Consider the following 12,523-nt stretch of genomic DNA (forward strand, 5'->3'; position numbering starts at 1 on the left):
AGCGATGACTCAGGTGTGGGGGCTGGCGGCGCGCGGTTCAAGCGTCGCCGAGCCGGGCATGCGCCGGCCGTGCCGGATCGGCAGCGATGTCCCACGCGACGTACCAGTCCTCGCCCTGGGTTTCGCTCGGATGCAGGGTGCGCCCGGCGCCGTTGCCGCAGGCCAGGCCGTGTGCCGCGCAATCGCGGTCGCAGCCCCAGCACAGCCGTTCGGGGCGGCGCGGCGCCAGCGGAAAGGGGTTGGCCATCGGTAAGCCCTCGCAACGTGGGAGGACAGTGTCCTCCCGCCTTTGCCGACTCGCCTTGATCCAGAACAAGCGCGGGCGCGATGCGGCGCTCAGGACTTGCGCTTGGCCCGCGGGTGCGATGCGTCGTAGACCTTGGCCAGGTGCTGGAAGTCCAGATGCGTGTAGATCTGCGTGGTGGCGATGTCGGCATGGCCGAGCAGTTCCTGCACGCCGCGCAGGTCGCCGGAGGATTCCAGGATGTGGCTGGCGAAACTGTGCCGCAGCATGTGCGGATGCACGTGCTTGAACAGGCCCTGGCGCCCGGCCAGTTGCTTGATCCGGATCTGTACCGCGCGCGCACCGATCGGCGCCCCGCCGCGGCCCGGGAACACCGGCGCGGCGGCCTCGCCCCGGCTTTCCTCGCGCCACGCCAGCAACGCGGCGCGCGCGTGCGAGCCGACCGGCACCAGCCGCTGCTTGTTGCCCTTGCCCAGCACGCTGACCATGCCGGCGACGAAATCCAGATCGCGCCAGCGCAGCGCGCACAGTTCGCTCAGGCGCAGGCCGGAGGAATAGAACAGCTCCAGCAGCGCGCGGTCGCGCAGGCCCAGCGGCGCATCGGTCGGCACTTCGACCAGGCGCACCGCCTCGTCGGCGTCGAGCACCTGCGGCAGCTTGCGCGGTGCCTTCGGCGCGCGCAGTGCCGCGGCCGGGCTGGTGGCGATGTGGCCGTGCTTGAGCAGCCACGCATAGAAACTGCGGCACGCCGACAGGCGCCGCTGCAGGCTCTTGGGCGACAGCCCGCGGCGGTGCTCGGCGGCGATGAAGTTTCGCAGTTGCGCGGCATCCAGCGCGGCCGGTTCGCCAAGCAGGTTGGCGGCCGCCCACGCCTCCAGCGCCGCCAGGTCGCGGCGGTACGCGTCCAGGGTATGCGCGGACATGCGCCGCTCGACCTGCAGGTAGGCGAGGAACCGGGACGCGGGAGACGTGGCCTCGCTCGCGATGCCAGCAGTGCCCTGCCCGGCTTGGTGATCGGCAGCGCCGGTTCCGGCGCTGTCCCGGGTCCCGGGTCCCGGATCCCGAGTCCCGGCCCCACTCATCGCTGCAACGCCACCGCCAGCGCCTCGCCCATCATGCGCAGGAACAAGGTGCCCATGCCGGGATAGAACCGGTTCGGGTCGCGGCTGCCGACCGCGATCAGGCCCAGGCCGGGCAGCGGCAGCAGCGCGGTGGATTGCACTTCGTCCACGCGCTCGCCGTACAGCAGCGCCTGCTTTTCCGGTTGCAGGCGGCCGCAGATCGGCTCGCCGTCCTTCAGGCAATCGCGGAACGGCGCCAGCCGCGGATCGTCGGCCGCCAGCACCTGCAGCCACGACGCCTGTTCCAGGCCGGGCAAGGGCTGCAGCAGCACGATGCTGACCAGGTCGCCCTGGAAATCCTCTTGCAGCGACGCGGCCATCGCGCGCACGCTGTCGGCGGCGCTGTGCTGACGCATCAACGCCAGGGTCAACTGGTGGGTACGCACCGCCAGCCGTTCATTGACCTGCGCATTGGCGGCCAGGTCGGCCAGCCGCCGCGACAGTTCGCGGTTCTTGTCGCGCAGCACTTCCAGCTGGTAGCTGGCCAGCGACGCGGTCGGGCCGTCGTCGCGCGGTACCACCAGGGTCAGCGCCAGATCGGGAAACTGTTTGAGGAAGCCGGGATGGCGCCGCAGCCACGCCGCCACCTCGTGCGCACCGAGCTTGTCGTGGCTGTCACTCATCGGATCCATTCTCCATCGAAGACGAACGTCGCCGGCCCGGACATCACCACCGGTGCGGTGTCGTCCGGCCATTGCACGCGCAGCTCGCCGCCCGGCAGGCTGACGCGCACGTCGCGCTCCACCCGGCCGCGCTGCATCATCACCGCGGCCGCCGCGCAGGCGCCGCTGCCGCAGGCCAGGGTCTCGCCGACGCCGCGCTCGTACACGCGCAGGCGCAGGTGGCCGCGGTCGATCACCTGCACGAAGCCGACGTTGACCGAATCCGGGAACGAGGCGTGCTGCTGCAGCAACGGACCCAGGCGTTCCACCGGTGCCGCATCGACCAGGCCCACTTCCAGCACCGCGTGCGGGTTGCCCATCGACACCGCGCCGAAGCGCACGCTGCCGCCCTGCAGCGGCAGCACGTATTCGTCGCGCGCACGCGGGAAGCCGACCAGCGGCACGTCCTCCGGCGCGAAGCGCGGCACGCCCATCGCCACGGCGAATTCGCCGCTGGCGCTGCGGGTGATGTGGTGACTGCCGGCGGGGCTTTCGATGACGAAATCGTCCGCGGCCGGCGCACTGCCGTCGCGCACCAGCCAGGCCGCGACGCAACGTGCACCGTTGCCGCATTGCCCGGCGGCGCTGCCGTCGGTGTTCCAGATGCGGTAGCTGGCGACCGCCGCGGCGTCGCGCGGCGGTTCGATGGTCAGGATCTGATCGCAGCCGACGCCGAAGTGGCGGTCGGCCAGGCGCACCGCCAGTGCGGCGTCCGGCGGCGGGGTGCCGTCGCGCAGGTCGAGCACCACGAAATCGTTGCCCGCGCCCTGCATCTTGCTGAAACGCAGGCGCGCGTCGTGGCGGGCCTCACTCATTCCCATTGGTGGGCATGGTGGTGTCGTTGGCCGGCGGGCGCTGCCCATCCACCGGCTGCGCCTGCCCGGCGGGATCGGTGGTCGCCGGCGGCGTCGCATCCGGCGCGGGCGTGGCGGGCGCGGCTTCCACCGGCACCGGCTTCTGCGGCATCACCAGCGGCCCCTTATTGCCGCAACCGGCCAGGGCCAGCAACGCAGCGGCGGAGAGAACGAGACGGATCGGAGAAGAGGACGATGTGCTCATGCGCCGAGTATAGCCACACCGGCATGAACCGGCTGTGCCGCGGTCGCCTGACGCGGCGCGCTCACGCGCGCGGCGGTTCCGGCCGCCACCACAACCATAGCGCCACCGCGCTCATGCAGCCGATCGCCAGCACCTGCACCCACAGCCGGTGCACGAACAGCAGCAGCACCAGCTCGCACGCGGCCATGGTCAGCGTCGCCATCCACTTGCCGCGACGGCTGACCGCGCCATGCCGTTCCCAGTCGCGGATGCTGCGGCCGAAACGCGGATCGCGCAGCAGGCGCCGGCGCAGCCGCGGCGAACCGCGCGCGGCGGCATAAGCGGCGATCAGCACGAATACCGTAGTCGGCAAGCCCGGCACAAAGATGCCGACGATGCCGGTCGCCAGGCTGGCATAGGCCAGCAGCCACCAGGCCCAGCGGAAACGGGAGTGCGTGCGCATGGCGGCATGATAAGCCTGCGCTGGCGCGGGCAGGTGGCGACCGTCTGTCGACGCAACCGAGGTAGCCGTGCGGCAGCGGCTGTGGGAGCCGCTTCGGCCGCGATGGAAGAAGCCACCGGTGCGTCCGACTCTTTGCAGTCGGGACTGAAGTCCCTCCCACAAGGCATTGCCAAGCCGTCAGCGCTGCTGCACGGCATGGCGCAAAGGCCATCGACCCTTCAGGTCCGACTCGGCCGGCATGCTCACTGTGGGAGCGGCTTCAGCCGCGACGCGTGAAGCCACTGGTGCGTCTGATCTCACAGCAGTCGGGACTGAAGTCCCTCTCACAAGGAGTGACCAGACCATCAGCACCGCTGACGGCCCCCGCATAGGACACAAGCGACCCGCCCACCGCAGGAGCGGCTTCAGCCGCGACGAGCGAAGCCTTCGGCTTGTCCGACCTTGGCGCAGTCGGGACCGAAGCCCTCCCACAAGGCATTGCCAAGCCGTCAGCGCTGCTGCATGGCATGGCGCATCAGCGATCGACCCTTCAGGTCCGACTCGGCCGCCATGCTCACTGTGGGAGCGGCTTCAGCCGCGACGGGTGAAGCCACAGGCCATCCGCCATCCAACCAAACATCGGGATGGGCCGGCCTCACGCCAGCCGCCCCACCTGCGCATCGGCCAGCCCGCAGGCCGGCCGATGCGTGCGGCCCTCACTTGGCCGGCTGCTCCACGCCCAGTTGGTCCAGCATGAAGGCATAGGACTCGGCCATTTCGCGGTAGCGACGGAAGCGGCCGGACTTGCCGCCGTGGCCGGCTTCCATGTTGACGCGGAACACGATCGGCTGGTTGCCGGTGTCGTTCTCGCGCAGCTTGGCCACCCACTTGGCCGGCTCCCAGTACTGCACCTGCGAATCCCACAGGCCGGTGCCGACGTACATCGCCGGATAGGCCTGGCGGGTGACGTTGTCGTAGGGCGAGTAGCTGAGCATGTAGTCGTAGTACGCCTTCTGCTCGGGATTGCCCCACTCGTCGTACTCGTTGGTGGTCAGCGGGATGCTCGGATCGAGCATGGTGGTGACCACGTCCACGAACGGCACCTGCGCCACCAGCACGCGGTAGTCCTTCGGCGCCATGTTCGCCACCGCGCCCATCAGCAGGCCGCCGGCGCTGCCGCCAGCCGCGGCGACCCGATCCGGTGCCGCATAGCCCTGCTGCACCAACCCGCGGGTGACGTCGATGAAGTCGTTGAAGGTGTTCTTCTTGTGCAGCAGCTTGCCCTGGTCGTACCAGTCGCGGCCCATTTCCTGGCCGCCGCGGATGTGCGCGATGGCGTAGACCACGCCACGGTCGAGCAGGCTCACCACCGGCAGGTTGAACGCCGGATCGGTGGACATGCCGTAGCTGCCGTAGGCGTACTGGTACAGCGCGGCGCTGCCGTCCTTCTTGAAGCCCTTCTTGTAGACCAGCGACACCGGCACCTTGACCCCGTCGCGCGCGGTCACCCAGACGCGTTCGGTCTGGTACTTGCTGGCGTCGTAGCCGATCACCGGCTGCTGCTTGAGCAGCCTGCGCTCGCCGGTGCGGGTGTTGAGTTCGTAGGTGGTGGCCGGGGTGGTCAGCGAGGTGTAGCTGTAGCGCAGCCACGGCGTGTCCGGCTCGGCGTTGATCGACAGGCCCATCGAGTACGCCGGCTCGTCGGCCTTGACGTATTCCTCCTTGCCGTCGGCGAAGTGCAGGCGGATCCGCTCCAGGCCGTCGGAGCGCTCGGCGATGGCGGTGAAGCCGTCGAACAGCTCGAAGCCGTCGATGAACACCTTCTCGTCGTAGGGCAGCCAGCTCTGCCACTGGTTGCGCGAGGTGGCGCCGTCGGGCGCGGTCATCAGCGCGTAGTTCTTGGCCTTCCAGTTGGTGCGGATCACCCAGCGGCCGTCGAAATGATCGGCGTGGTACTCGACGTCGCGCTCGCGCGGCGCCAGCACGGTGAAGCGCTGAGGATCGGCGGCCGGCGCGTAGCGCTGCTCGGAAGACACGGTGCTTTCGACGCCGATGACGATGTACTTGTCGTCGCGGGTGCGGCCCACGCCCATGTAGAAGCTGTCGTCCTTCTCCTCGTACACCAGCGCGTCCTGCGCGGCGGGCGTGCCGAGCACGTGCTTCTTGACCCGCACGGTCAGCAGCGTCTCCGGGTCGTTCTCGACGTAGAACAGGGTCTTGTTGTCGTCGGCCCACACCACGTCCGGCGACACGCCGGGGATACGGTCGGCATAGACCTCGCCGGTGTCCAGGTTCTTGAAGCGCACCACGTACTGGCGGCGGCCGACGTCGTCCTCGGTCCAGGCGAGAATGCGGTTGTCCTGACTGACCGCCGCGTCGCCGACGCTGAAATAGCCCTTGCCGGCGGCCATGGCGTTGACATCGAGCAGGATCTCCTCCGGCGCCTCCATGCTGCCCTTGCGGCGCGCCTGGATCGGGTAGTCCTTGCCGCTCTCGTAGCGGGTGTAATACCAGTAGCCGCGCTCGCGGTACGGCACGCTGCTGTCGTCCTGCTTGATGCGCCCGACGATCTCCTCGTACAGCCGGTCTTCCAGCGGCTGCAGCGGCTTCAGCACCTGGTCGGCGTAGGCGTTCTCGGCGTTGAGATAGGCCAGCATCTGCGGGTTCTTGCGCGCGTCGTCGCGCAGCCAGTAGTAGGCGTCCTGGCGAACGGCGCCGAACGGCGCCTTGACCGCGTGCGGCTGCTTGGCCGGATGCGGCGGGGTCGCCGCGGCGGCGGAGGCGGAGGAAGCGAAGGAGGCGGTCATGAGCAGGACGAGGCTCGCTAGCAAGGGGGGGTGAGGCATCTAATGGGGCTCCGGCGGCGGTAACGCAACGGGACGCGCCGCCTTGGCCGGGCGGCGGCAGCGGGCGGGCGCCGCGCAGTGCCGGCCGAGTCTCCCTGCAACGCTGCGCCGTGGCAAGCGTGCCGAGGCAGTGCAGCCTGCGACGCAGGGCAATCGGCGACCCGCGGCGCCGCGATGGCATCGCGGCGGGCAGCCGTGGCCAGCGAAGCCGAATGGCGCCGCATCGCACGGCACACGACCGATCACCAGGAAAGCAACGCCAGATGCACGGGGGTGCACGGCCCCGACCCATGCCCGATTCGCCCAGGCCCAGCGCCCATCCCGGGTCGCGCCGCCACAGCCACCGCGCAATCTGCCGGACCTCTCCGACTGGACGCGGCTAACACGCTCGGGAACACGCTCCTCTATCATCGGCCGCATGGCTTCCCATCCTGGCGACACCCTCAGCGCCTCGCCCGCCGCCCCCGGCTACAGCCGGCGCAGCCGCGAGATCGAACCTTTCCACGTCATGGCCTTGCTGGCCCGCGCCAACGAACTGGAACACGCCGGCCACGACGTGATCCACCTGGAAATCGGCGAGCCGGACTTCACCACCGCTGCGCCGATCGTCGCCGCCGGCCAGGCCGCACTGGGCGCCGGCCATACCCGTTACACGGCCGCGCGCGGCCTGCCGGCCCTGCGCCAGGCGCTGGCGGACTTCTACCGGCAGCGTCACGACGTCGACCTGGATCCGGCGCGCATCCTGATCACCCCCGGCGGCTCCGGCGCGCTGCTGCTGGCCAGCGCGCTGCTGGTCGATCCGGGTCGCCACTGGCTGATGGCCGATCCCGGCTACCCGTGCAATCGCCACTTTCTGCGCTTGGTCGAAGGTGCCGCGCAGTTGGTGCCGGTCGGTCCGGACAGCCGCTACCAGCTGACCCCGGAGCTGCTGCAGCGGCACTGGAACGCGGACAGCGTCGGCGCGCTGGTGGCGTCGCCGGCCAATCCCACCGGCACCGTGCTGTCGCGCGCCGAACTGGCCGCGCTGTCGCAGACACTGCACGCCCGCGGCGGGCACCTGGTGGTGGACGAGATCTACCACGGCCTCAGCTACGGCATCGACGCGCCCAGCGTGCTGGAAGTCGACGACGACGCCTACGTGCTCAACAGTTTTTCCAAGTACTTCGGCATGACCGGCTGGCGCCTCGGCTGGCTGGTGGCGCCGCGCGCGGCGGTGCCGTCGCTGGAGAAGCTGGCGCAGAACCTGTACATCAGCGCGCCCAGCATCGCCCAGCACGCGGCGCTGGCCTGCTTCCTGCCGGAAACGCTGCAGATCCTGGAAGCGCGCCGCGCCGAATTCGCGCAGCGCCGCGACTACCTGCTGCCGGCGCTGCGCGCGCTCGGCTTCCGCATCGACGTCGAACCGGAAGGCGCGTTCTACCTGTACGCCGACGTGTCCGATTTCACCGACGATGCGCAGGCGTTCTGCGCGCACTTCCTGGAGACCGAGCACGTCGCGTTCACCCCGGGCGTGGATTTCGGTCGCCATCGCGCACGCCAGCACGTGCGCATCGCCTATACCCAGAGCCTGCCGCGGCTGCAGGAGGCGGTGGCGCGGATCGCGCGTGGGCTGGGGCGCTGGGCGCGCTGAGGCGACCAGCGGCGGGGGAGACGCGAGTGAAGCCAGCCTTGCTCATCTATCGCGAAGCCATCGAATCCGATCTGGCTGCCATCTGCGCGCTCGGCGAGGAAGTGAACGCTGTCCACCATGACGCGTTTCCCCACATCTTCGCCGGCCCGGGCGAGGCGGACCGCGACGTGGCGCACTGGAAGCGCAGCATCGGCCAGGACAATGCCACCACCATCGTCGCCGAAGCGCAGGGCGTCCTCGTTGGTTTCGTCACGGTCGGCATGGTGTCGGAATCGCACTCACTGCTGCAGCCCATGCGCTTCGGCCGGGTGGGCAGCGTGGGCATCACCCAACGCCATCGCGGCCAGGGGATCGGCCCGGCGCTGATGCAGCGTGCGCACGAGTGGGTGGCGCTGCGCGGCGGTGTCGAAATGCGCCTGAATGTCTGGGCCTTCAACACCCACGCACTGCACGTTTACGAAGAACTGGGTTATGAAGTCCGTTCGCTGACCCTGGTCAAGTCGTTGGCCGACGGGGCCTGAGCACCCGCTGCGGCGACGACCTGAGATCACCTTGAGAACGCGGACAATGCCGGCGCGATCGTGACGCAACGCGACGCATTGCGCGCAGGCTCGACCGCTCATTGGATGGCGCGCCAGGCCGGGAGATGGTCCGCGCCCCAGCCGGGACGCGGACCACACCACTCACTTGGACAGCCGCTCCCACAGGAAGCTGTACGCCAGCGCCTGCATGTGCGCCGCCTGCGCGTTGTTGGCCGCGCCGCCATGACCGCCTTCGATGTTCTCGTAGTAGGTCACGTCCTTGCCGGCGTCGATCATCTTCGCCGCCATCTTCCGCGCATGGCCCGGGTGCACGCGGTCGTCGCGGGTCGAGGTCAGGAAGATCACCGGCGGATAGGTCTTCTTCGGGTCGAACAGGTGGTACGGCGAGAAGGTCTGGATGAACTTCCAGTCGTCGGTGTCCGGGTTGCCGTACTCGGCCATCCACGAGGCGCCGGCCAGCAGGTGGCTGTAGCGCTTCATGTCCAGCAGCGGCACCTGCACCACCACCGCGCCGAACAGCTGCGGGTACTGCATCAGCATGTTGCCGGCCATCAGCCCGCCGTTGCTGCCGCCCTGCACGCCCAGGTGCTTGGCCGAGGTGATTTTGCGCGCGACCAGGTCCTGCGCCACTGCCGCCATGTCCTCGTAGGCCTTGTGCCGGTTCTGCTTCAGCGCCGCCTGGTGCCAGCGCGGACCGTACTCGCCGCCGCCGCGGATGTTGGCCAGCGCGTACACGCCACCCTGGTCGAGCCAGGCGCGGCCCAGGCTGCCGGAGTAGAACGGGGTCATCGAGATCTCGAAGCCACCGTAGGCGTACAGCAGGGTCGGCGCGCTGCCGTCGGCCTTGAGCTGCTTGGGCCGGACCAGGAAGTACGGCACCTTGGTACCGTCCTTGGACACCGCGAAATGCTGCTCGATTTCGTCCTTGGACGCGTCGAAGAAGCTCGGCATCGCCTTCAGCGTCTCGATGCTCTTCGGCCCGCGCTGCACGTCGGCCAGCATCAGCGTGGTCGGGGTCAGGAAGTCGGTGGAGGTCAGCCACACCTGGTCGTTCTCGTCGGCATCGACCGCATCGACGCTGGTGCTACCGAAGGCCAGGTCGCCGACCGGGAACGCTGCACGCGCCCATTCGCCCTCGCCCGGGGTCAGCACCCACAGCCGGCTCTTGACGTCGTCGAGCACGTTCAGCACCAGCCGCGACTTGGTCCAGGCGAAGGACGCCAGCGACGCGGTCTCGGTGGGCGTGAACAGCACCTGGAAGTCGCGCTTGCCGGCCATGAAGTCGTCGAACCTGGTCGCCAGCAGCGCACCGGCCGGGTAGGTCGTGCCGCCCACCGTCCACGGATCGCGCAGTTCCAGGGTCAGCCACTGGCGGTGCACGCCCTTGTTGGCCGAGTTGGGCACGTCGATCTTGGTCAGGCGGCCGTCCGCGCCGCGCAGGTACATCTCGTCGTTGTAGAACGCCAGCGTGCGGCTGACGAAATCGCGCTCGTAGCCGGGCGTGTCGTCGTGCATCGCGGCGATGTACATGTCGTCCGGCTTGCCCTCGTAGACCAGCGTGGCGCTGGTCATCGGGGTGCCGCGCTTCCACTGCTTGACGATGCGCGGGTAGCCGGAGCTGGTCAGCGAGCCGGGGCCGAAGTCGGTGTACAGGTAGACGGTGTCGGCATCGATCCAGCTCAGCCCGCCCTTGGCCTCGGGACGGAAGAAGCCGTCCTTGATCCACTGCTTGGTGCTCAGGTCGAACTCGCGGGTGACGTCGGCGTCGGCGCCGCCGCGCGACAGCGCGATCAGGCAGCGGCGGTACTCCGGGCGCAGGCAGTTGGCGCCATGCCACACCCAGTTCTCGCCCTCGGCCTTGTTCAGCGCGTCCAGGTCCAGCACCGTCTCCCACTTCGGCTCGGGCTTGCGGTACTCATCGAGCGTGGTGCGGCGCCACAGGCCGCGCTCGTGGGCGCGGTCCTTCCACAGGTTGTAGTAGTACGGGCCGATCTTCTGCACGGCCGGGATCTTGGCGTCGGAATCCAGCACCTCGCGGATGCCGGCCTCGCGGGCCTTGAAGGCGGGGGTCTCGGCCAGCCGCGCCTCGGTCTTGGCGTTCTGCGCCTTGACCCAGTCCAGCGCCTTGGTGCCGGTGACGTCTTCGAGCCAGGCGTAGGGGTCTTGGGGCATCGCGGTTTCCTTGGCCGCGGCGGTGCCGGCGGCGAGCAGGCCGGCGATCAGGCAGGCGTGTGCGAGTGAGGACATGTTCGGATCCGTGGAAGGACAGCGCCGCACCGTAGCACGCAGCATCGCCGCCCTCCCCTGCCGAAGGTCAGGCCGGGCGCGCGGTCCGCAGCGCCGGCCGGCGCCGCCGCGCCTGCGCCCGCGGCCTGGCCCGCCACTGCCCCCACAGACGCCGCAGCGGCGGCAGCGGGAAACGATGCAGAGCCCACCAGGCGCTCAACGGCATGCCCAACAGCCACAGCGGCCGCCAGCCCAGCCACTCGCTGTGGCCGCGCGCGGCCGGCCATACCAGGACCAGGGCCAGCCCGGCCAGGATCGCCTGGCGCAGCAGGCGGCGCAGGCCCGGGTGCGGGACGTGGGTGCGCGGGGAGGACGGAACGATCGGCATGACGGCAGCTCCTGGAAGTCGAGGCGCGCAGGTTGCCGCCGCGACATCTCAGGGGCTGCGACGCACCATTGACATGGCGCACGCGCATACTTCACCGGCGTTCGCCCTTCGCCCCGGAATCTCCTATGCGCCTGCTCTCCCTGTTCGCTTCCGTGCTGCTGCTGGGCATGGCCGTCCCGTTGCCGACGGCCCGGGCCAAGGCGCCGGACCCGGAGCAGGAGCCTGCGCAGCCGCCGATCGACCTGCAGCGCTTCATGGGCCGCTGGTACGTGATCGCCCACATCCCGTACTTCGCCGAGCGCGGCCACGTCGCCAGCAGCGACGAGTACACCCTCAAGGAAGACGGCAAGATCGCGGTGCGCTACGAGTACCGCAACGGCTTCGACGAGCCGGTCAAGGAGCTCAACTCGCGCGCCACGGTCAAGGAAGGCACCGGCAACCGCCGCTGGACCACCTGGTTCTTCAGAATGGTGCCCACCAAGTACCGCATCCTGGAAGTGGCGCCGGACTATTCCTGGGCGCTGATCGACTATCCGGGCCGCGATCTGGCCTGGGTGTTCGCGCGCTCGCCGAACATGAGCCACAAGCAGTACCGCGAACTGGTCGACAAGCTGGACCACCAGTACGGGGTCAACATCGACAAGCTCAAGCGCGTGGCGCAGCGCCGCGACCAGGTCGGCAAGCTCGGCTTCGAAGTGCCGAACAAGCCCTGAAGCGGTTCCCTCGCAGCCGGCTGCGACGCGGACGAGCCGATCCGCATTGCGCTGGGCCGGCGCACGCCGCGCGCCCGTGTGCCGTTCGGGCCACATCAGGCCCCTTACTGCGACCATCCAACGCCGCCACGCCGCCGCACCGCGCGTGGTCTGCACCGGCACCACGATCATCCTTCGCTCAGCGAAGCACCCGGCGCGGCCCGTATGATCGGGGCGCCCTCCCCCACAGACAGGTGCACCGCTTGGCCAGCGTCCTCTCCGAACCTCTCGACGAAGCACCGCGCGGCTGCGCGGACGCGACCCAGCTGCGCGGCCAGGTGTTTGCGCAGAACTGCCCGTCCCGGGCCGTGCTCAGCCACGTCACCAGCCGCTGGGGCGTGCTGGTGCTGGTCGCCCTGCGCAAGGGCACCCATCGCTTCGGCGATCTGCGCCGCAGCCTGGAAGGAGTCAGCGAAAAGATGCTGTCGCAGACCCTGCAGGCGCTGGAAGCGGACGGCCTGGTGCAGCGCACCGCCTACCCGGTGGTGCCGCCGCACGTGGAGTACGACCTGACCCCGCTCGGCGAGGAAGCCGCGGCGCATGTGCACGCGCTGGTGGACTGGATCGAGCGCAACATCGGCGTGATCCTCGGCGGCGGCGCGCCACTGGATGCGGCGTAGGCGTCGACCTCC

General features: G+C 69.6%; 13 protein-coding genes. 4 read left to right on the top strand and 9 right to left on the bottom strand.

The annotated features are described in order from the left end of the window. Positions 1–37: 37 nt before the first annotated feature. The 7 genes from CEK66_RS00675 to CEK66_RS00705 form a co-directional block, all read right to left on the bottom strand. Entirely contained in the window at positions 38–247 is a 210-nt protein-coding gene (locus tag CEK66_RS00675) for a DUF3079 domain-containing protein (protein WP_152235611.1), read from the bottom strand. Between the two features lie 89 nt (positions 248–336). Next, complete coding sequence (gene xerC, locus CEK66_RS00680; protein WP_152235675.1) at positions 337–1,230, bottom strand: tyrosine recombinase XerC; 894 nt, start codon at positions 1,228–1,230, stop codon at positions 337–339. A gap of 92 nt (positions 1,231–1,322) precedes the next feature. Then, entirely contained in the window at positions 1,323–1,988 is a 666-nt protein-coding gene (locus CEK66_RS00685; RefSeq protein WP_152235612.1) for a DUF484 family protein, read from the bottom strand. Continuing rightward, positions 1,985–2,842 (bottom strand): diaminopimelate epimerase, encoded by an 858-nt coding sequence (dapF, locus tag CEK66_RS00690; protein WP_152235613.1) that lies wholly within the window; start codon positions 2,840–2,842, stop codon positions 1,985–1,987. Before dapF ends, CEK66_RS00685 begins: the two co-directional genes overlap by 4 nt. Continuing rightward, entirely contained in the window at positions 2,835–3,086 is a 252-nt protein-coding gene (locus CEK66_RS00695; protein WP_017914634.1) for a lipoprotein, read from the bottom strand. The genes dapF and CEK66_RS00695 overlap by 8 nt, the downstream gene beginning before the upstream one ends. Before the next feature lie 61 nt (positions 3,087–3,147). Then, the gene (locus CEK66_RS00700) at positions 3,148–3,528 is read right to left on the bottom strand and encodes a YbaN family protein (protein ID WP_152235614.1); all 381 of its coding nucleotides are present in this window, start codon (positions 3,526–3,528) and stop codon (positions 3,148–3,150) included. Between the two features lie 695 nt (positions 3,529–4,223). After that, positions 4,224–6,314: a S9 family peptidase gene (locus tag CEK66_RS00705; RefSeq protein ID WP_193312528.1), complete on the bottom strand. Its 2,091-nt coding sequence runs from the start codon at positions 6,312–6,314 to the stop codon at positions 4,224–4,226. Positions 6,315–6,771: 457 nt separating this feature from the next. Between CEK66_RS00705 and CEK66_RS00710 the strand changes: the two genes are divergently transcribed. Together CEK66_RS00710 and CEK66_RS00715 are read left to right on the top strand one after the other, a co-directional pair. Next, positions 6,772–7,983: a pyridoxal phosphate-dependent aminotransferase gene (locus CEK66_RS00710; protein ID WP_152235616.1), complete on the top strand. Its 1,212-nt coding sequence runs from the start codon at positions 6,772–6,774 to the stop codon at positions 7,981–7,983. 38 nt (positions 7,984–8,021) lie between these two features. Next, entirely contained in the window at positions 8,022–8,504 is a 483-nt protein-coding gene (locus CEK66_RS00715) for a GNAT family N-acetyltransferase (RefSeq protein WP_226978440.1), read from the top strand. Positions 8,505–8,666: 162 nt separating this feature from the next. On the opposite strand, the gene CEK66_RS00720 is transcribed toward CEK66_RS00715, so the two are convergent. Both CEK66_RS00720 and CEK66_RS00725 read right to left on the bottom strand, forming a co-directional pair. Beyond that, the gene (locus tag CEK66_RS00720) at positions 8,667–10,772 is read right to left on the bottom strand and encodes a prolyl oligopeptidase family serine peptidase (protein ID WP_017912050.1); all 2,106 of its coding nucleotides are present in this window, start codon (positions 10,770–10,772) and stop codon (positions 8,667–8,669) included. Positions 10,773–10,839: 67 nt separating this feature from the next. Beyond that, positions 10,840–11,139 carry a hypothetical protein gene (locus CEK66_RS00725; protein WP_017912049.1) on the bottom strand — a complete coding sequence of 100 codons (300 nt, stop codon included), beginning with the start codon at positions 11,137–11,139 and terminating at the stop codon, positions 10,840–10,842. A 167-nt stretch (positions 11,140–11,306) separates the two neighbouring features. Here CEK66_RS00725 and CEK66_RS00730 point away from each other — a divergent pair, with 167 nt between their 5' ends. Both CEK66_RS00730 and CEK66_RS00735 read left to right on the top strand, forming a co-directional pair. Continuing rightward, the gene (locus CEK66_RS00730; RefSeq protein WP_223875579.1) at positions 11,307–11,852 is read left to right on the top strand and encodes a lipocalin family protein; all 546 of its coding nucleotides are present in this window, start codon (positions 11,307–11,309) and stop codon (positions 11,850–11,852) included. A gap of 242 nt (positions 11,853–12,094) precedes the next feature. After that, complete coding sequence (locus CEK66_RS00735) at positions 12,095–12,511, top strand: helix-turn-helix domain-containing protein (RefSeq protein WP_017907669.1); 417 nt, start codon at positions 12,095–12,097, stop codon at positions 12,509–12,511. Positions 12,512–12,523 lie beyond the last annotated feature (12 nt).

It is taken from the genome of Xanthomonas sp. LMG 12460 (assembly GCF_009192895.1).
GTDB lineage: Bacteria > Pseudomonadota > Gammaproteobacteria > Xanthomonadales > Xanthomonadaceae > Xanthomonas_A > Xanthomonas_A sontii.